Origin of the sequence: Rhizorhabdus histidinilytica, assembly GCF_900167915.1 — a bacterium.
Classification (GTDB): domain Bacteria; phylum Pseudomonadota; class Alphaproteobacteria; order Sphingomonadales; family Sphingomonadaceae; genus Rhizorhabdus; species Rhizorhabdus histidinilytica.
In genome coordinates this window covers 495,661-515,885 of sequence record NZ_FUYM01000002.1, presented here as the reverse complement: position 1 = coordinate 515,885, position 20,225 = coordinate 495,661, and the positions used below count along the sequence as shown (strand labels likewise).

11 protein-coding genes are annotated in these 20,225 nt (G+C 68.5%); 6 read left to right on the top strand and 5 right to left on the bottom strand.

The annotated features are described in order from the left end of the window. Positions 1-29: 29 nt before the first annotated feature. Complete coding sequence (locus tag B5X82_RS06135) at positions 30-4,145, bottom strand: glycosyltransferase (protein ID WP_079647216.1); 4,116 nt, start codon at positions 4,143-4,145, stop codon at positions 30-32. 246 nt (positions 4,146-4,391) lie between these two features. Between B5X82_RS06135 and B5X82_RS06130 the strand changes: the two genes are divergently transcribed. From B5X82_RS06130 to B5X82_RS06110, 5 genes are all read left to right on the top strand, one after another. Next, positions 4,392-6,077 carry a TolC family outer membrane protein gene (locus tag B5X82_RS06130; RefSeq protein ID WP_079647215.1) on the top strand — a complete coding sequence of 562 codons (1,686 nt, stop codon included), beginning with the start codon at positions 4,392-4,394 and terminating at the stop codon, positions 6,075-6,077. Between the two features lie 88 nt (positions 6,078-6,165). Beyond that, on the top strand, positions 6,166-7,887 hold the full coding sequence (locus B5X82_RS06125) for a type I secretion system permease/ATPase (protein WP_079647214.1): 1,722 nt from the start codon (positions 6,166-6,168) through the stop codon (positions 7,885-7,887). Then, positions 7,884-9,299 (top strand): HlyD family type I secretion periplasmic adaptor subunit, encoded by a 1,416-nt coding sequence (locus tag B5X82_RS06120; RefSeq protein ID WP_223811006.1) that lies wholly within the window; start codon positions 7,884-7,886, stop codon positions 9,297-9,299. Before B5X82_RS06125 ends, B5X82_RS06120 begins: the two co-directional genes overlap by 4 nt. Continuing rightward, the gene (locus B5X82_RS06115) at positions 9,296-10,066 is read left to right on the top strand and encodes a sulfotransferase domain-containing protein (protein WP_079647213.1); all 771 of its coding nucleotides are present in this window, start codon (positions 9,296-9,298) and stop codon (positions 10,064-10,066) included. The genes B5X82_RS06120 and B5X82_RS06115 overlap by 4 nt, the downstream gene beginning before the upstream one ends. Before the next feature lie 388 nt (positions 10,067-10,454). Next, positions 10,455-11,735, top strand: coding sequence for a calcium-binding protein (locus tag B5X82_RS06110; protein WP_079647212.1), 1,281 nt, complete (start codon positions 10,455-10,457; stop codon positions 11,733-11,735). A gap of 329 nt (positions 11,736-12,064) precedes the next feature. Here B5X82_RS06110 and B5X82_RS06105 read toward each other — a convergent pair whose 3' ends face one another. From B5X82_RS06105 to B5X82_RS06090, 4 genes are read right to left on the bottom strand one after another with little or no spacing between them, the layout of a single operon-like run. Continuing rightward, the gene (locus B5X82_RS06105) at positions 12,065-13,285 is read right to left on the bottom strand and encodes a glycosyltransferase (protein WP_079647211.1); all 1,221 of its coding nucleotides are present in this window, start codon (positions 13,283-13,285) and stop codon (positions 12,065-12,067) included. A gap of 59 nt (positions 13,286-13,344) precedes the next feature. Continuing rightward, entirely contained in the window at positions 13,345-14,331 is a 987-nt protein-coding gene (locus B5X82_RS06100) for a M23 family metallopeptidase (protein ID WP_079647210.1), read from the bottom strand. Positions 14,332-14,340: 9 nt separating this feature from the next. Further along, entirely contained in the window at positions 14,341-18,246 is a 3,906-nt protein-coding gene (locus B5X82_RS06095) for a glycosyltransferase (RefSeq protein WP_079647209.1), read from the bottom strand. Beyond that, positions 18,243-19,427 (bottom strand): sulfotransferase family protein, encoded by a 1,185-nt coding sequence (locus B5X82_RS06090; protein ID WP_235862610.1) that lies wholly within the window; start codon positions 19,425-19,427, stop codon positions 18,243-18,245. Before B5X82_RS06090 ends, B5X82_RS06095 begins: the two co-directional genes overlap by 4 nt. Before the next feature lie 131 nt (positions 19,428-19,558). Between B5X82_RS06090 and B5X82_RS06085 the strand changes: the two genes are divergently transcribed. After that, positions 19,559-20,224 (top strand): DUF1796 family putative cysteine peptidase, encoded by a 666-nt coding sequence (locus tag B5X82_RS06085; protein ID WP_079647208.1) that lies wholly within the window; start codon positions 19,559-19,561, stop codon positions 20,222-20,224. The last annotated feature ends 1 nt before the right edge of the window (position 20,225 follow it).

Genomic DNA, 20,225 nt, shown 5'->3' with positions numbered 1-20,225 from the left:
CCGTCCGAGCCTAGGCTTTTATACCCTTCTCAGCGATACCAGGCGCCGGGGTCATCGATCGGCATCATCTCGAAGCTGTCCCGGTTGAGACCTGGATGCCAGGAGGGATCGTCATCGAGCCAGCGCCTCCACCGCTGGTGGAAGGCGGCATATTGGTCGCCGCCGGCAGGCATGTCGCCGCGCGAGGCGCGTTCGGCATGGACCATCTCCGCCTCGGGCGTGCAGACGATCCGATAGCCCAGCGCGCGCAGCCGCAGGCAGAGGTCGATATCGTTATATTCGAGCGTGAACTGCTCGTCGAAGCCGCCGACCTCCTCCATCAGCGAGCGCCGCGTCGCGAACAGCGCGCCCGTCACCGCCGACCATTCGCGCTGGACGAGCGCCCAGTCCTGATAGCTGCCCGCGACCGTCTCGCGTCCCGCCCAGACATGGGCGATCGCGCCGAACAGCGGACCGATGCCGGCATGCTGGAGCCGGCCGTCCTCATAGAGCAGCCGTCCGCCCGCGCCGCCGACGCCTTCGTCCATCGTGAAGCCGATCAGCGCCTTGAGCCAGCCGGGTTCGGTGGGAAGCAGGTCGTCGTTCATCATCACGATCTGCTCGCTCTCGGCGGCGCGCCACAGCCGGTTCATCTTCGCGGCATAGTTGAACGGCTCGTCGTCGCCGCGCAGCGTCTCGATCCGGTGCAGCGCGAAGGGCCAGGCGCGTTTCGTCCAGGCCGGCTCACCCGCGACGTCGTCGCCGACGATCACGGTCAGCCGGTCCATCGGCCAATCGGTGGCGACCAGCGCCTTCAACAGCCGCTCGACATAGGCGGTGCGCCCGCCGGGCAGCTTGCTTCGCCGTGTCGGAACCAGCAGCGACACCGACGGATGATCGCGGCCGAACAACCGCTCCTGCGCCAGCGTGCCTGGCGCGCGGCCGGGACGAAAGCGATGGTGGACGAAGCGCGGCTGCGCCGCGAGCATCGCCTGCCGGACCACCGGATCGGCCTGCGGCCGCGGCCCCGGATGGAGCAGCAGGACCTTGGCGACCCGCTCGATCGAGACGCCGGCATGGTGCGCGCGCAGCAGCAGGTCGTCGAGCAGGGCGGTGCCCATCTCGGCGCGCAGGCCCAGTTCAGCGAGCACCGAGGCGCGGACGATCAGCGGCGCGCCGATATAGTCCTGCGCCGCGAGGAGGGTCAGGTCGAAGGCGGGCTTCAGCCGGAGCTGATCGAGCCCGCGTTCGGCCCCCGCCGCGAAATCGTCGCCATAGAAGATGCCGACGTCGGGCCGGGCATCGGCCGCCTCGCGCCAGTCGCGCTCGATCATCGGCGCGAGGATGGCGCCGCGCGGCGCGAGAATGATCCACGCGTCCCGGTCGGTCGGCAGGTCGTCGGGCAGCGGCCTATCGAGCGCGCCGTCGGGTGCCAGGGCAAGGAGGCTCAGTCCCGGACCGAGGATCGCCTGTTCGACCGGCATGCCGGCCAGGAGATTGGGCTGGACATGGACGCCGCCGCCACCGGCCGGCATCTCGCGCAGCGCCGCCAGGCTGGCCGCGACCTGCTCGGCCACCGCCTCGTAGGAGAGTTGCGCCGCGATCCGCTCGCGGGCAGCGGCGCCTTTGACATCGTCGCCCGCCTCGATCGCATCGGCCGCGCGCGCGAGCGTGGCGGCGAGCGCCGGCTCGTCGATCCGTGCCCAATCGCCGCCTTCGGCATAATGGCCGAAATCCTGCTCGAGCCGCCAGGGATGCGCCTTGACCGGCCAGCCGACCGACGCGTCGAGGAAGTCGCGGCTGCCGCCAAAATCGGTCGCGACCACCGGCTTGCCGGCCGCCATCGCCTCGGCGATCGTCAGGCCGAAACCCTCCGAGCAGTGCGGCGAGGCGTAGAGATCGGCGAGCGCCCTCAGTTCGCCCAGTTCCTCGGCCGCCATCGGCCGGTCGATCAGCACCACGCCCTCGGTCCCCTCGGCGAGCGCGCGGAAGGCTTCGCCCTCCTCCGGCCGGTCGTGGAGGTGCTTGGTCTTGAGCAGCAACGACCAGCCGCGCGCGGCAAGGCCGGAAGCCGAGAAGGCGCGGACCAGCGCCGCCGGGTTCTTGCGGACCAGGTAGCTCGACCCGTCGAATATGTAGAGGATGACCCGGCGATCGGCGGGCAGGCCGAGCCGGGCGAGCACACCGGCCCGATCGACCGTCGCCGGCTCGCCCACCGGCACGGCGTGCGGGACCACGTCGACCGGCACGCCGCCCTGCGCGGCGAACAGCTCGGCGCAATAGCGGCTCGGCGCCCAGATCCGGTCGACCGCGCCGAAATTGCGGCGCCAGGCGGGCGGGATATGGCCCATTTCCCACACCCAATAGCCGATGCGGCGCTTCGCCTGCGCGATCGTCGCGTGCTGCTCGTCGGTCAGCAGATGCCAACTGTCGGGATTGAGATGGATGATCGCGACGTCGGGAACGCCTTCGAAGTCGAGGATGTCGGTAGGCGGGACCAGCGGCTTGTGGATGTGGAAGGGCCGCTTGACCGGATGGAGATTGAGCAGGACGCCGGTGCGCCGGATCGCGGCGATGATCCCGCGGCTGGCATGGCCGAGGCCGTTGTCGTAGTTCCAGGGCCCGAAGAAGGCGACCTTGAGCGGCCGATCGGCCTGCAGCCCGGTGGGCAGGCGCCGCGCGAGCAGACGGCCGCCGTCGTCGACCGGCCCCTCCTCCGCCCCCGCCGCGATCGTCGCCTCGGCAAGCGCGACGTCGAACCCCGCATCGGCGAGGACTTCCCGCCAGCCGCCGATGTCGATCGCGTCGAAGGTCCCGCGCAGCAGCAGCACCTTGACGAAGGGCATGCCCTGCTCGACCAGCCCGCGCCATCCGAACAAGGTCGGGTTGATCGCGGTCGCGCTGGGGAAGAGTATCTCGACCGAACGGCCGGCCTCCTCGGCGATCTCCGCCAACCGCACCTCATAGGCGCGGATGACGTGATCCTTGCGGGTGAGCAGCCGGACGTCGTCCATGAAGCCGTGGAACGAGCGGGACGCGAGCAGCCCCGGCTTGATCGCCAGGAAGTAGCTCTGGACGTGCCAGCGCCACTCATGGCTCTCGGTCAGTCCGATCAGGTCGGCGCCGCTGCGGCGGACCCGCTCGACGATCGCGCCGATCCGCGCGCCGTCGGCCGCCGGCACGACGCTGTCATTGACGAGATAGAGGGTCGCGGCCCCGAACAGCCGGGGATGGAGCTTCAGCGCATGCGCCCAGGCGGCGAAGTCGTAGCCCGCATTGCGACGGACCATCGCCGCGTCGACGCTGTCGAGCAGTTCGGCCGGGAGGTCGACGGGCCGGTCGACCGTCGCGACCAGGAACACGGCAAGCCCCGCCTGCTTGAGCGCGCGGACATAGGGTAGCACATTGGGCTTGACCTTGCCCGAGCGCGAATGGGTCACGAACAGCGCGACCTCGCGCCCGGCCGGCAGGTCGAACGGCTTGACGATCTCCGCCGGGACCGACCAGGCGACCGCATGGTCGGCGGGATGCCGCGACGGCGGAAAGAGGAAGATCGGTCCGGGTTCGAGCATGGCGCCGTCGGGCATGCGCCGGGCGATCACCTCGACTCCCTCGCCATTCTCACCCAGCTCGACATCGAGCGTGGCGCGGAATTCGAGCACACCGTCCTCGTTGCGGCCCGGCCGCGCCTGCCCCACCAGCCGGTCGCCGGCGCGGAACACGACCCAGGGATCGTCCACGCCCTCCTCCGACAGGACGCCGGAGACCGACCGCTCGAACCAGCCGTCGAGCCGCCCGCCATGGGCCGGCGCCGGTTCGGGCTCCGACTCGCAGCCGGTCTCGGCCTCGAGCTCCGCCAGCGCGCCCGCGGCACGCTCGTCGCCGTCGATCTCGAAGCTGCGGCGATAGAAGGCGATCGCCGCCTCGATATCGCCGCCGCGCCGGGCGAGGTGCCCGCGGCACAAGGCGAGATCGGCGTCGTCGGGGTTCAGCGCATGCGCGGTCCGATAGGCCTGGTCGGCCCCCGCCGGATCGCCGCTCTCGCCCAGCATGTGGCCAAGCTGCACCCAGATCGCGAAATCATCGGGGCGATAGCGGAGGTAACGGCGATATTGCGCAGCCGCAGCCGCCCATCGCCCGCCGTCGCGCTCGACGCCCGCCCGCACAAATGCGCGCCGGGCCGCGCGCCTCCGTAGAAATCCCCCCGTCATGCGATGCGGGTTAACATGTGGAACAGGACGGAGAAATAGCCACGAGCCATCCGGCGAAACTCTTGAAGACCGGCGGGAGGACGGCCCGGGAAAAAGGGCTCCTTAGGAACAAGAGCGCTTTTAAGGCAAGTCGTTAAGGCTGCAGCAAGCGAGCGATGCCAATTGACAGCCGCGTACAGGCAGCTATGGGGGCGCCCCGGCATGACAGGCATGCCGAGGGTGGAGCCGACCGCGAACTGGCGGCGAATTCGGATGATCTTCGAGAAGCAGGGTATCGATCATCGACCGGCACATCATCGTGCCCGCGCCCGGCGGTTGATGCTGGGTTCGGTCCTGCTGGCCTGCATCCCGCTACCCGCCCACGCCGAAACGCTGATGGACGCCGTCGAGTCGGCCTATGCGACCAATCCGACCCTCGTCGAACAGCGCTACCGCCAGAAGAGCACCAACGAGAATTACGTCCAGACGCGCGGCCAGTACGGGCCGAGCATCTCGATCACCGGCCAGGCGACCTACGATTATCAGAAGCTCCGGCAGCGATCGCTCGACAGCAACGAGGGCGAGCTGAGCATCGGCGTACGCCAGCCGGTCTACAGCGGTGGCCGCCTGCGCGGCGCGCTCGCCGAGGCCCGCGCCAATGTCCGCGGCAGCCAGGAGCAGCTCCGCCGCGTCGAGGGCGAGGTGGTCCGCCTCGTCATCCAGGCCTATGGCGCGGTGCTGCGCGACCAGCAGCGGCTGGAGGTCGCGCGCGAGAATGTCGCGGCGCTGCGCGAGCAGCTCGCCGAGCGCCGGGCGCGGCGCAAGGTGCGCGACGCGACGATCACCGACGTCGCCCAGTCGGACGCGCGGCTCGCCGCAGGTGAAAGCCAGCTCGCCTCGGCCGAGGCGCAGCTCGCGATCAGCCGCGGCGACTATCTGCGGATCGTCGGCCATGAGCCGGGCGAGCTCCAGCCGATGCCCGAGCTGCCCGGCCTGCCGGAGACGATCGACGAGGCCTTCGCCATCGCCGACCAGGAGAACGCCAACCTCACCGCCGCGCGTTTCTCCGAGGAAGCGAGCCGCGCCAACATCGCCGAGCAGCGCGGCAACCAGCGCCCGCAGGCGTCGATCAGCGCCAGCGCCGGCAAGGCCGGGCCGCTGTCGCCTTATGACCGGCACAATCTGGAAACCCGCGTCACCGCGCAGATCACGATCACCCAGCCGATCTTCCAGGCAGGCACGATCCGCTCGCGCATCCGCCAGGCCGAGGACCAGAACAACGCCGCGCAGGCCATCGTCGACGGGGAACGGCGGCAGGCGCTCCAGGACGTCGTCCTGGCCTGGAGCCAGTTGTCCGCCGCGCGCGTCGCCGTGGTGGCCGGCCGTCGCCAGGTCGAAGCCGCCCAGATCACCTTCGCCGGCATGCAGCGCGAGGAGCAATATGGGCTGCGCAGCACCACCGACGTGCTCAATGCCGAGCAGGAGCTGGCATCCGCGCAGCTGACGCTGTTGTCCAGCCGCTACAGCGAATATGTCGCACGCGCCTCGCTGCTGCTGGCCATGGGCCGGCTCGACGCGCGCACGGTCAACTCGGCCATCCCGGCGCGCGACCCCGATGCGGAGTTCAAGCGGGTCCGCTGGCGCGGCATCTCCCCGACCGAACCGGCGGCGATGCTCCTCGACCGGATCGGTTCGGCGAGCCCCTATGCGCGTTCCAAGGTCGACCTGCGCGGCGCCAACCAGCCGAAACCGACCAGCGCGACGACGATGCCGCCGCCGCCACCCAAGGATTCGGTGGAGGAGCCGCTCACCCCGATCAGCAAGAGCCGGGTCGTGACCGCCGCCGAGATTCCATCGATCGTCGGCGACTATGGCGACCCGCCGCCGCTCCCCGACGGTCCTCGATGAAAAGCCTTAGCCGAGCACCGGCCACGATGGTAATGAGCCGCTTTCGGCGGCCTTGCCGGCGGATGCCGCAATCAGGAACCACTGCGCGATGATGTCCGCCCTGTTCGAGAAGAACATGATCACCGATGCGCTGAAGAAGGGGAAGAATTCCTTCATCTGCGCGGCCTTGTTCAGCCTCGCGAGCAACCTGCTGTATCTGGCGCTGCCGATCTACACCAACCAGATCTATTCGCGGGTGCTCAACAGCCACAGCGGCTCGACGCTGCTCGTCCTGACCGGCGGCGCGCTGGTGGTGTTCATGGTCTCGGGCGTGCTCGACCATTATCGCATGCAGGTGCTGACCACTTTCTCGGTGGCGTTCGACCGCCAGCTCGCGAGCCCGACCTTCGCGGCGCTGTTCGACCTCGTCGTCCGGCGAATGGGCGGATCGCATGCGCAGGCGCTGCGCGATCTCGACGCGATCCGCAGCGCGATCAGCGGAACCGCGGTCAGCGTCCTGTTCGACCTGCCCTGGATGCCGATCTTCATGGGCCTGCTGTTCATCATCGATCCGTGGATCGGCGTCGTCACGCTGGTCGGCGGCATCATCCTGCTGATCCTGGCGGTGCTCCAGGACCGCGCCACCCACTCGGCGTTGAAACAGGCCAGCGCCGCCTCGATCAAGAGCTATTCGTTCACCGACGCGGCGCTCCGCAATTCGGAGGTCGTCCGCGCGCTGGGCATGCTGCCGACGCTCGGCAGCGCCTGGGCCGGCTATCGCCAGATGGCGCAGCAGATGACGATCGTGGCGAGCAGCCGGGGCAGCTTCTATTCGAGCGCGATCCGCTTCGTCCGCATGGGAATCCAGATCATGACCATCGCGGTCGGCGCCTATCTGGTGATCGCGGGCCACATCGCGTCGGGCCTGCTGTTCGCCAACATGATCCTGGCGTCGCGCGCGCTGGCGCCGATCGATCGGATCGTCGCATCGTGGAAGATCCTGTTCGACGCGTCGCAATCCTATCGCCGGCTGGAAAAGGTGCTCGGCGACTATGAACTGCCGGTGCCCGCGACCCAGCTCCCGGTTCCGCAGGGGCGGATCGCGTTCGAAGGCGTCAGCTTCGCGACCGCCGTTTCGCCCACGCCCATCCTGGTCGGCGCCAGCTTCCTGATCCAGCCCGGCGAGATGGTGGGCATCATCGGACCGTCGGGCGCCGGCAAGTCGACGCTGCTGCGGCTGATGGTCGGCATCTGGAAGCCGACGGCGGGCACGGTCCGTCTCGACGGGGCCGACGTCTATAGCTGGGAACGCGGCGATTTCGGCAAGCATGTCGCCTATCAGCCGCAGGACACCGAATTGTTCGCGGGCACCGTGCGCAACAATATCTGCCGCTTCCTTCCGGATGCCGAGGACGCCGACATCATCAAGGCCGCCCAGGCCGCGGGCGCCCACGAACTGATCCTGCGCCTGCCCAAGGGTTACGAGACCGAGCTGGGCGAAGGCGGCTCCGTCCTCTCGGCCGGGCAGCGCCAGCGCGTCGGCCTAGCGCGCACGCTCTACGGCAATCCGAAGGTCGTGGTGCTCGACGAACCCAACGCCAATCTCGACGCCGATGGCGAAGCGGCGCTCGCCGAAGCGATCAAGGGCCTCAAGGAGCGCGGGACCACCGTGGTCATGGTGTCGCACAAGCCCAGCGTCCTGGCCCAGGCCGACAAGCTGATGATGGTGCGCGGCGGCCGGATCGAACGCTTCGGCCCGCGCGAGGAGGTGATGCGCTCGCTCACGCCCCAGAAGAAGCCGGTCCCCGCGCTCGCGGAGGCCAAGTCGTGAAGTTCCTCCCCGATCTCCGCCGCATGCTGGCGCGCGCCGAACCGGCCCCGGAGAAGGAAGCGGATGACGCCGCCCCTGCTCCCGTCGCGTTCAGCCTGGCCCCTGCCCAGAGCGATCCCGAGCTGGAGCGCGACCTGCGCCGGCCGATGCGGACCGGCGGGATCGTCATCCTCGTCCTCGTCTTCGCCCTGCTGGTCTGGGCCGCGATCTTCAAGATCTCCGGCGCGGCGATGGCCACCGGCGTCGTGAAGGTCGAGAACAACAGCAAGAATCTCAGCCGCCTCGAGAGCGGCGTGGTCCGCCAGATATTCGTCCGCGAGGGGCAGAAGGTCGCCAAGGGGCAGCTTCTGATCCGCTTCGACGACAGCCAGTCGGGCGCATCGGTCGACATCTACCAGAGCATCGTCGACAGCTCGAACGCCCAGATCGCGCGCTTCCAGGCGGAGGCCGCCGACGCGGCCGCCGTGACCTATCCGCCCGAACTGCGCAGCCGGATGAACGATCCGCGCGTCGCCGCGCTCATCCAGGGCCAGGATGCGCTGTTCCAGACCCGGATGACGCTCTACCGCAGCCAGGCGCTCGTGCTCGGCTCGCAAGCCCAGCAGCTCGAGACGCAGATCAACGGCCTGAACATCCAGGCGCAGGCGATCGAGGATCAGGGCAAGCTCATCCGCGAGGAGCTGGACGGGGTGCGCGAACTGGCGCGGCAGGGCTATGCCCCGAACAGCCGGCTGCTGGCGCTCGAACGGAACGCGGTGCAGGTGCGCGGCCAGAAGGGTTCGGTGATGTCCGACATCGCCCGCGTCCGGCAGTCGATCGGCCAGATCCGTCTGCAGATCGCCCAGCTCGAGGACCGCCATCAGACCGAGGTGGCCGACGGCATCCGTGCCGCGCAGGAAAAGCTTGCCGACGCGGTGCCGAAGCTGCGCGCATCGCAGGTGCTGCGCGATCAGTCCGAGGTCCGCGCGCCCGTCGCCGGCTATGTGTTCAACCTGACCCAGTTCACCGAGGGCGGCGTCGCCGGGGCCGGGCAGACGCTGATGCAGATCGTCCCCACCAACACCGAGCTGATCATCGCGGCCGAGGTTTCGCCACGCGACATCTCCGACGTCCGCAAGGGCATGCCGGCACGGGTGACGCTGCTCGGCTTCAACCCCCGGCTCGTCTCGCCGGTCGACGGCACCGTCTCGCTGGTGTCGGCCGACGCGCGGATCAACGAGAAGACCGGCGCGAGCTTTTTCCTCGTCGAGATCACCGTTCCTGCGGCCAACCTCGCCAAGGCGGGTCCCAATGTCCACCTGACCCCCGGCATGCCGGCCAGCGTGGCGATCGTGACGGGCCAGCGCTCGATCCTCGACTATCTGCTCGAGCCGTTCACCGACTCCATGCGGACGGCGCTGAGGGAACGATGAGCGGCGGCCGCAAGGTCGATTTCCTGGTCGCCGGGGTACAGAAAGGGGGCACCAGCGCCCTGTTCGAATATTTGCGCGAGCTGCCTGACATCCAGATGCCGGTGGTCAAGGAAGCGCATTTCTTCGACGAGGAGCAGGGGGTAGATTGGTCCGATCCGGATTATTCTGCCTATCACGCCCTGTTCACGGCGGACGATCGCCTGCGCGGCGAGGCGACCCCGATCTACCTCTATTGGCCCAACGCGCTCGAACGCATCGTCCGCTATAACCCGGCGGCGAAGATCATCCTGTTGTTCCGCGACCCCATCCAGCGGGCCTGGTCCCACTGGAAGATGGAATATGCCAAGCGCAAGGAGACCGAGCCCTTTGCCTGGTGCATCCGCGAGGGCCGCGAGCGAGTGGCGACGGGAGACCCTACCGCGCCGGGCCATCACCGCGTGTTCAGCTATGTCGAGCGGGGTTTCTACGGGGCGCAGGTCGAACGGCTCCTCGCCCTCTTCCCGCGCGAGCAATGCCTGTTGCTGCGCTCCGAGGAACTACGGCAAGAGCCGCAAGCCACGCTCGGCACGGTCTGCCGGTTCCTGGGCGTATCGCCCCCCGCATCGGCCGCGCGGCGGACCGTCCATGCGGCGCGCGAGATCGCCTATCCCTCGCGCCTAGAAGCGGAAGACCGGGCGCTGCTTGCCGATCTCTACCGGAAGGATATCGCCCGATTCGAGGCCCTGTCCGGCCTGCCCGCCGACGAGTGGACCCGGAACTGGCCCTAGAACGACGAACAGCGACATCGCCGGTCGTCGCGATTGCTGCGAAGTCATCATCGCTTCGGCGCGATTTACTGGAACTGTTGGACCAGACCTTGGGATGCCACGAAAAAGGGCTTCGTTTCGGAGCTTTTTTCGATATTGTTGCTGGGGCGTAGGCGGTTCAAGCCGACTCGACCGCGCTAACTCGCAGATAAGATAGTGCAATCGCCTATGTTGCGGTGCGCTTTTGTCTGTTGCACGGTTGAGAAAGCTTGGCTAAGCAACGTTCTGGGCTTGCTCGTCGAACCATGCCGTGGGGGATCGGTTCGCGGGCGGCAAGGGGTGCCTCCCGCTCGTGCAAACGGGAGGTTGCGCACTGCTTGCCCGGGTAAGGTTCAACTGGAGGTTTCTAATGGCTAATGTGATTTTCGAAGAGGGTACCCAGCTTCAGGCGAGCGGCTTCGTCGCCGGCGACACCCTGCTGTTCAAGACGGCGGCTCCGTCCGACGTTGGCGTCACCTACAATGCGCCGTCGGGCTTCAACGTTGCGACCGTCACCCTGACGATCGGCGACCAGTCGCTGACCTTCGCCGCTGACGCGCTCGGCGATGCCGATACCAACATCACCTTCTTCGCTGAAGATGGCCAGCTGGTTTTCGGCACTGCCGGCAACGACGGCGCGCTTGCCGTCACCTCGGACGCCGACAGCGCGGCCTATGGCTTCGACGGCATCGACACGATCAGCGTGAGCGGCGACGGTAACCACCTCGTTTATGGCGGCGCCGGTGCCGATGCCATCACCGTGACCGGCGGTGAAGGCAACCACAACATCTTCGGCGACGCCGGTGACGACGCGATCGACGCGGGCGATGCCGAGGGTCACCTGAACATCTTTGGTGGCGCGGGCAGCGACAGCATCCTCGGCGGCAGCGGCAACGACCATATCTATGGTCAGTCGGCGGCCGGTGGTACCGATGGCGACGACGTCATCGACGGTGGCGCGGGCAACGACTATATCCAGGGCAATGCCGGCGAAGATCAGCTCAACGGCGGCGAAGGTCGCGACCGCATCAACGGCGGCGCCGACGACGACACCATCAGCGGCGATGCCGGTAACGACACCGTCAACGGCAACAAGGGCGACGACGTCATCGACGGCGGCCTGGGTGACGACAGCCTGCGTGGCGGTGCTGGCAACGACGAGATCTCGGGCGGCGCCGGCAACGACGCGATCCTGGGCGACCTCGGCGACGACACCATCACCGGCGGCGACGGCACCGACCTGCTGACCGGTGGCGAGGGCGCCGACGTGTTCGTGTTCGCTGCGGGCGACGTTGACTCGGTGACGATCTCGGGCACGAAGTACTACGAGACGATCACCGACTTCAGCACCGATGAGGACATCATCAGCCTGACCGGCCTGACGGTCACCGAAGATAACCTCATCTTCCAGAACTCGGGCGTTGCATTCACGACCGTCACGGCTGCTCTCGACTATGTCGAGGGTGTTCTGGTCGCCGGCACCGCTGCTGGTTCGGTTGCTGCCATCCAGGTCGGTGCCGACACCTACCTGTTCTATGACTCGGACGGTGAGTACACCACCGACCAGACCATCGACAGCATCATCAAGCTGACCGGTGTGACCGCTTCGGATCTCACCGAAGACAACTTCACCCTCCCGGTGGTTGCCTAACCACTTGGTGGGAGAGCGGGAGCCGATCAAGATCGGCTCCCGTTTCGAAAGGCCGGCGAAAGCCGGCCTTTTTCTTTTGTAGAGCGAACGGCGCTGCGGGAGCACACCCAACCGGTCGCCATCACATTGTTCCGGTGCTGCTCACTTGCAGCCGTTCTTCATCACCCGATCATTGCTCGTTCGCCCCTCGAACCTCATGCGACGAGGAGGAGCGGCGAGGGATTTGAGACGCTATTGCCACCGGGCGCGATAGCCCTGGCTTCCCGCTTCCCCGGGAATGACGATATGAGAGGGAATGCCAGAGGGGGGACGGACGAGCCAGCCGTTGGTCAGCCGCCCAGCGCCTCGTCGATCAGCGCCAGCCAGCCGGGAACACCCACCGTAGCGCGGTCGAAGCGGGCGAGCGCGGTACGGCGCGCCTGGGCGCGCATCGCCTGGAATGCCTCGGGCTCGCGGATCGCGCGGATCATGGCGGCGGACAGAGCGTCCACATCGAAGAAATCGTTGAGCACGCCGTCGGTCACGTCGGTGATCGCATCGCGCACCGGCGCGGTGTCCGATCCGATGACGAGGCATTCGCACGCCATCGCCTCGACCAGCGACCAGGAGAGGACGAAGGGATAGGTGTAATAGACGTGCGCCGCACCGATCGACAGGATGTCGATCATCCGATCATGCTCGACCCGGCCGACGAAGTGCAGTCGCGACCGGTCGATCCGTGCGCCCAGCTCGTCGAGCATGGCGTGGCGCCATGGCTTCTTGTCCGGCCGCTCCCCGCCATAGCCGACGCCATCGGCGCCGATCGCGACCACCTGCGCCTCGGGAACCGCCTCCATCAGGCGCGGCAGCGCGCGCATGAAAATATGAAAGCCGCGCAGCCGTTCGAAGTTGCGGTTGATGAAGGTGATCACCGGCGTCGAGCGGTCGAGCACGCGTCCATCGGCGAGGGTCAGGCGCGCATCGGGGTTGTGCCGTGCACGCGACAGGTCGACCCCCTCGTGCAGCACCCGGATACGCGGGTGGAAGATCTCCGGAAAGGTCGACGCCTGGAACGCCGTCGGCGACACGATCAGGTCGGCTTGCGTATAGGCCAGCGTCTGGACGGCGTTCTTGCCGTTGGTGCGCATTGCCCCGGCGAGGGTCGGCGTCTCGAACTCGCGGTCGAAATTCATGTCGCCGCCGAGATGACGATAGTAGAATTCGCCGAACAGGATCAGCTTCGCGTGCGGGAACAGATCCTTGAGGTGAACCGTCTCGCCCCAGCCCGGATGGGCGATGATCAGGTCGGGCTTGAATCCCCGCCGCGCCAGCTCCACCGCCGCCATCGCGGCCGCTTCCGCCCGGATCAGGTCGGCTTCGGCCCGAACCGCGACGGGAAGAATACCGGCGGCACTTCCCCGCTTGTTGTTCCAGCGGATCAAGGTGACGCCGGGGCGTTCCTTCGCGGTCGGCCCGCCGATCGCCACCACCTCGTCCCCGCGCGCGATCAGCGCATCGGCGATGTGCGGGAACTGGCCGGGGAAATTCTGGTGGACGATGAGGACGCGCATGATCGCCGAGCCCTATCCTACCGTTCCGCCCAAGAAAAGGACGAGGACCGGTCGCGTCCTCAGAGCGTGATCTCGAACCGCCGCTCGATCACAGCCTTGCCTCCGCGCAGCACCACATACTGCGCCCGATAGCGACCGGCCGCCCATCCCGCCGCCGGCCGCTTCTTGCCCGCGAAGGACAGCCACTGCGCCTTGTCGCGATCGAGCGGCTTGGCGCTGCTGTCGACGAGCACCGATCCGTCGGGCGCCGTGAGGGTGATGCGCTGGACGTCGCCGCCCTTCAGGCCGATCGCCTGGACGAAAGCGACGAGCGCGGGCGCGGCGCGGCTCGGACGTGGCTGCTGGTCCGGACCGTTCTCCTGCACCGCCGCCATCGTCACCGGACCGGTGGCGAAGCCGGCATTCAGCACCTCGCCCGCCTTATAGGCTCCCGCGAGCCCCGCCCCCGGCGACCAGAGGCTCTGCCCGCCGCCGCATTGCCCCGCGGATGCACCGGCGGCGAAGGGCTCGACCACCTTGCCGTCCAGGCGGACGGTGAAGTGCAGATGCGGATATTCGGTGTTGCCCGACAGGCCGACCTTGCCGATCGGCGTGCCCGCGCTGACCTGCTGGCCTGGCTTCACCGCGATGCTGCCCTTGGCCATATGGCAATATTGGGTTTCCAGCCCGCCGGCATGGGCGATCACCAGCCCATTGCCGCATTCCATATTGGCGACCGCCGCCTTGCCCGCCTCGCGGACCGAGAGGTCGGCCACCCCGTCGCGGACGCGCAACACCGTGCCGGCAGCAGCGGCCAGCACGGCGACACCCTTGCGCTGCTCGGCCATGCTCGTCAGTCGGAAATCGACCCCGCTATGCTTGTCATAGGTTCGGCTGCCGCAACGATAGTCGCTCGCGGCCGATGACGGATCGAGATCTACATAATTCTGGATCGCGCAGTTCTGGCCGAGCTTGCAGGCGATCGGCAGGATCAGCTTCGGCGCGCTGCCCGTCGCCGCCAGCAGGAGCGGCAGCGCCGCCAAGGGAAGCAGCCGGAGCAGTCTCATCCGATTCTCCTACCGTCGATATGCCTCGAGCCGGTCGACGAGCATCGGGCCGCTGCGCGCGACCACGCGGCGATCCCAGACATGTGCCTCGACAGCGGCGGCCCGCCGTGCCGCGCCGCCGCGATCATCGAGTACCGCCCGCAGCGCGTCGAGCCAGCCGTCCGCCGCCGCGAACAGCATGTGACGCCCGAGCAGCCGGTCGGCCCGATAGGCTGGTCCGTCACCGACCAGCGGGAGGATGCCGAGCGCCGCATAGTCGAGAGCCTTAATATCCGATTTGCAGCGGTTGAACGGATTATCGGCGAGCGGAGCCAGGCCGAGGTCGAACGGCCCCTGCCCGCGCAGCCATCGGACGAAGCGCGGATAGCTGACCGCCTCGGCCGGCGGCGCCAGCCGGTGCAGCCAGGGCGCGGGGGCGAGATCGGGATCGACCCCGATCACGGTCAGGTCGAAGGCATCGCCGCGCTCGGCATGGAGCCGATCGAGCGCCGGGCGGATCAGGGCGAGATCGGGCCCATGGGTGTGCGTGCCCATGTAGAGCATCCGCACCTTGTCACCGGCAAAAGGCGCCAGCCGCGCCTTGCGCCAGTCGCGCCACAGCCGGGGATCGATCGCATTGGGCGCGACGACGCTGCGGGCGCCGAGCGGCGCATAGGCGTCGGCAAGCTCGGCGGTCGAGAACCAGGTCTCGGCGGCGGCCGCCACCGCCCGGTCGAGCGCGGCGTTGAGTGGGCGGTAGAGATCATGCTCGGGGTGGTCGGGCCCGATCAGGGTGAAGGCGTCGTCGACGTCGACGACCAGCGCGGCGCCCATATCCCCCAGCCGCCGGACCAGCGCGTCCACCGCCTCGACGGTGGGCAGCGCGGTGCGCTGGACGATGCAGACGTCGCAGTCGGGTACGGCGTCGTCGGGCGCGCCGAGCGTCAGCCGTAGCCGCCCAGCGACGCTCTCGTCCGTCAGCGGCGCGACCAGCCGGATGTAGGCCGAGCTCTGCGGACCGATCGCGCTGTGTCGGGCAATGACATGGACGGCGAGGCGATCGTCGAAATCAGCGGGCTCGGCCGGGACCGGCGACGGCAGTCCGAGCACCGCGAAGGCATCGGCGATGAAGGTCCGCGCGCGCGCGTCAAAGCTGTGCTCGGCATGGACATAGTCGGCCGCCAACCGCGCCGCAGGGTCGTTGCGCGGCCGGGCGAGCAGCTCGTCCGCCGCCGCCTTCAGCTCGGCCGGGTTCGAGACCTGCGCCACCGCATTGCCGAACACCGACGCTATCGACGGCACCGGATCGGACAATGCCCTTCCCCCGCTGCCGACGACGTCGAACAGCCGGTTCGACAGCAGTCCGAAGGCGCGCATCGACGGCCAATGATCGTTGAGGACGACGCCCGCGCCGGCATAGAGCGCGCCGATCGCGCGGTTGTCGACGTTGCGGGCCCGCACCAGATCGGCGGGCACGCGGCCCTCCCAGCCATCGCCATAGATGGCGGGCGGACAGCCGGCCTCGATCGCCCAGGAGACGATCTCCCGGTCGACGCCGCGCGAATTGCCGACGAAGACGATGTCGGGCGCCGCCGGCGGCGGGTCGATCGGGTGGAAGCGCTCGGGGTCCGTCGCCTGCAACATCGGCGCGACCGGCGGCCGCACGACATGCCCGAGCAGCGCCGCATGCGAGCCCGAGGCGGCATAGACCCGCGTATAACGGTCATATTCGTCGAAACCGACCTGATCGGGATGGCTGATGTTCCAGAGGAAGGCCATCTGGCCGGGGCGCGGTTCATAGGGGATCAGGCCGCGCAGCACGATCACCAGATCCTCGCTGGCGATCGCATGGCCATGCCACTGGCCGCGGAAGTCGATCCGGACCGCATGCCCCAGCCGGCTGATCGCGGCGGCGAGGCTCTCGGCGAAGTGGAAGTCGCCCCAGGCGGCCTTCTCCTCCTCGGGCGCGGCGATCTTGATCGCGACATTGAGCTTCAGCGCCGCGGCCAGCTCATGCGCGCCGGCGCCGGTGGGCAGGCCTAGCCGGTTCTTGGTCCGCACCAGCGCCTGGAAGGCCGCGGGCTGGGTGACGGTGATCCGCCCCTGGTCGCCCTTCGCATCATGATATTCGCAGCCCACGAAAGGCGCGTAGCCGACCGGGCGGCCCTTGGCGTAGCGCAGGATCAGGTCCCAATCGACCATCCGGCGCAGATTGGTGTCGAACCCGCCATGCGTGGCGACCAGCGCGCGGCGGTGGCAGAAGGCGTTGAGGTCGACGTAATTTTCGGCGAGGCAGGCGTCCCAGTCGAAATCGTCACCGCGATAGCCGGTAAGCTGGTTGAGCTCGTCGCGCAGCGCGATCCCCGAATAGGCGGCGTCAAGCCCCTCGGCGGTCATGAACAGCGCCATCACGTCGAGGAACCAGCTCTTCCAGCTATTATCGCTGTCGAGATAGGCGACGATCTCGCCGGTCGCCGCCTCCAGCCCCAGGTTGCGCGCGGCGCTCACCCCGCCATGCGCGCCGCGAATCAGCCGGACGCGCGGATCGCTGGTGAAGGCGGCGGCGATCTCGGCGGTGCCGTCGGTCGACCCGTCGTCGACGACCAGCAGCTCGAAGCGGCGGTGGCTCTGCGCCAGCACCGACCGGATCGCCGCGGCGATCCGGTCCGCTCGGTTCCAGGCGGGCATGACCACGCTGACCAGCGTCTCGTCGGCCCTGCGGCGAACGTCGGCGGGCAGCTCCGCCATCGCGCGCAGAAAAGCCTCTTCGCGGGCGATGTCGAAATGGCGGTAGAAGCGGCGCGGCCGTTCGTCGCTGGTCTCGTAGCGCGGCCGGCTGACCGGGATCGCCACCCGCCCCTCGGCGGCGCCGATCTCGAGGAAGTGGCGCAGCGGATCGCCGGCCACGTCGTCATGGCTCTTGCGGTAGAACAGGCCGTCGAACAGCGGTCCGGTCGACCGCCCTTCGGCCGCGCCATGGTGGATATAATGGTGGAGCGGCAGCATCCCGGCCGCATGCACGTCGGCGTGGACGCTGTTGTACCAGGCCGACGAGAAATAGAGATTGGGATCGAGCGCATCGGCCTCGCGGCCGTGGCGGATATAGTCGACCAGCGGGTTGTGCGTCGCGATCAGCGCCGCGAGATCGTCGTCGACCGGGCCGACCGCGAGCCCCGCCGCATCGACCAGCGTCTGGATCACCGGTTCGTGCGATGGCGTGCCCGGCGCGCGGATGAGCTCGATCCGGCCGTCCTCGACCAGGCCGACCGTGCCGCCCAGCCCGATCGGGGCGAGGCCGAACAGCCGCTCGACCGCATGCCCAAGCGCGCCGTCGCGATCCTGGTTGGGGGCCGCGTCATGGAAGTCGGCGAGCGCCGCGACCTTCTCCAGCAGCGTCCGCCGCGCCCAGAAGAAGGTGCCGGCGAAGAAGCCCCAGTCGGCCGGCGGATAGGCGGGCGCGGTCAAGCGCGGGGCGAGGTCGGAGAGCAACTCGGCATTGCGGAACAGATGGCTGGCGACCGACTTGTAGAGCGGCTTCGCGCCCAGCAGCGACAGGTCGGGATACGCGTCGAACGCCGTGACGACGTCGGCGACCAGCGCCGGCGAGCCGATCATCCCGTCATAGGCGAGCCGGCGCCATTCGGGCGCATAGCCCGATCCGCCCTTCTTGGTGTGGAGCTTGCCGATCAGGTCGTAGCCGCGCTCGGCGAGCAGCGGCAGGATCTCGAACAGCGGGCCGATGTCCCAGCCGCGATTGGCGACGCTCACGATCTCGGCCCTGCGCGGCAGGCGATCGAGCGCGGCGAGGACGGTCTCGTCGAGCGCGACGCTGTAGGTGACGAAGATATCGACCGGCGCGCCGATCGCCGCCACCCGGTCGATCAGCTCGACCGCGACCTCGGGATAGAAGAGGTGGAGGACCAGCGCCGCCTTCACCGGCCGCCCTCCGCCGCGATGCGGCGCGCCATCTGCCGCGCGTAGAAGCCCGTGTCGAACAACGGGTTGGGATCATATCCCTGCGGCGCACCGATCGTCAGATAATGCTCGATCGGGTCGAGCCCGCTGGCGGCCGCATCGGGATAGGTGGCGCGATACCAGGCCTCGTCGAACAGCCCGCTGTCGCGGATCATCGCCACCGCCTCGGCCCGCTCGGGGGTCGGTGCGGGCATCGGCGGGCGCGGGACCTCGACCGCCGGGAGCAGCGCGGCGGACGCCGGCGCGGCGTCGACTTCGCCGGCGCGGCGGTGGCGCAGCTCGTCATGGATGATGTCACCGGCGAGCCAGGGCAACGCCTCCAGCGCGGCATAGGCTTCGTCGAGCGCCGCTCGCGCGGCCGCGTCGTCGCGGACCGCGAGCGCGGCCATCCCCTCGCGTACGGCGGCGACGATCGATCCCAGCGGCGCCTCGACCGCCGACGTCCCGACCCCGCCATGGTGACGCAGCGACGGATCGAGAAAGGCGCCGATCGCCTGCGCGGCCTCCCCCTCGGGCATCGCCGCACCGGTCAGCGGCAGCAGCCGTGCCACCGCATCGGACCAATCGGCCAGCATCGCGTCATAGTCGATGACCGCCCGCTGCAACCCGCGCGTGGCGCGTTCGGCATCGATCATGTGCCGCAGCCAGAGGAGCTGGGCATAGGCCGGGGTGGTGCCGTCGCGCCTGGCGACCGAACGGGCGATCGCATCGGGGTTGCGCAGCATCAGCACCGCGCGGCTCGCCACGCCATGCTCGGCGAGCGTCTCGACGACGGTCGGCACGAAGCGGCACTGGCGCGGGTCCTTGATCGCGATCAGCGGCGCATCGCCGAAAGCGGCGACGACGGCCTCCCACAGCCGGTCCTTGCGCGACCGCAGCGCCGAGGGTTCGAGCCGGGACAGGTCGAGCGGGCGCGGATCGAACCAGCTCGACCGCGCGGCGCGCAGCAATTGGTCGCCGGCCTTCACGATCGCGGCCGATTCCCAATAGCCGCGCGCATTGTCGGCATGCGCCTCGATCGCGTCGGCGGGCAGCGCCGCGCCGAGATGCCCGATCAGCCGGGTGAGCGCCGACGTCCCGCTGCGGTGCATGCCCAGCACGAGGATCGCGATGCGCGCTTGTCGGGTGTCGGGCCGCCCCAATCTCGTCTCCTTCACGGTCGCGCGAACGGTTAGCGGCTTGATCGGGAAAAGCCCATAGCCTGTCAGGCCCTTGATCGCCGCGGGCCGGCTGCGCACAATAGGACTTTGCCGCGCGGTGGGGTCTATCGTTGATGTCGGCCGAAGCCTGTTGGGACGCCCCGCGAAGCTATGACTCGGTGCTGTCGATCGGCGCGCAATGCCTGACCAGCACGATGCTCAAGGCCGCCGGGCTGAAACGATATTCGGCGCCCTTCGACTGGATATTCTCCAATCTCCGCATGGTGAGCGACTGCATCGAGGATGATTTCGCCGTCTTCCTCGATCGCCAATATCTGAAGCCCGTGCCGGCCGGGCAGCGGCACACCGCCGATAGCTGCTTCGCCGATCACGACCATTATCGCCGCCGCTACGGGCTGAACACGATGTTCAACCATTATGATCCCGTCTCAGCGGAAGGCTATGCCTATCTCCTGCGCTGCGTGGCGCGCTTCCGGGCTGCGCTGACGTCGGGTCGGCCCCATCTGCTGCTCGCCATCGCCGAACGGCACCAGGGCGGACGCTTCGGGTTCGACCGCCTCTGCGCTGCGCTGGAACCCTATCCGGCGGTCCAGGCGCTCGTCCTTATCTCCCCGGAAAGCCGGGCACCGCAAGGGCTGGAGCTTTGGGAGGAACGCGGGCGGCATCGCCTCGCCTATCTGCACACGCCCTCCCCGGTGGCCGGCATCCATTTCGAGGCGGAGGAGGACAATATGTTCCTGGGCGATACGCTGCGGAGGCTGATCCTGCTCAACGCATGAG

Coding starts and splice junctions, on each gene's coding strand:
- B5X82_RS06130 (WP_079647215.1), top strand. CDS start 4,392: ATGACAGGCATGCCGAGGGTGGAGCCGACCGCGAACTGGCGGCGAATT.
- B5X82_RS06115 (WP_079647213.1), top strand. CDS start 9,296: ATGAGCGGCGGCCGCAAGGTCGATTTCCTGGTCGCCGGGGTACAGAAA.
- B5X82_RS06100 (WP_079647210.1), bottom strand. CDS start 14,331: ATGAGACTGCTCCGGCTGCTTCCCTTGGCGGCGCTGCCGCTCCTGCTG.
- B5X82_RS06110 (WP_079647212.1), top strand. CDS start 10,455: ATGGCTAATGTGATTTTCGAAGAGGGTACCCAGCTTCAGGCGAGCGGC.
- B5X82_RS06105 (WP_079647211.1), bottom strand. CDS start 13,285: ATGCGCGTCCTCATCGTCCACCAGAATTTCCCCGGCCAGTTCCCGCAC.
- B5X82_RS06125 (WP_079647214.1), top strand. CDS start 6,166: ATGATGTCCGCCCTGTTCGAGAAGAACATGATCACCGATGCGCTGAAG.
- B5X82_RS06085 (WP_079647208.1), top strand. CDS start 19,559: ATGTCGGCCGAAGCCTGTTGGGACGCCCCGCGAAGCTATGACTCGGTG.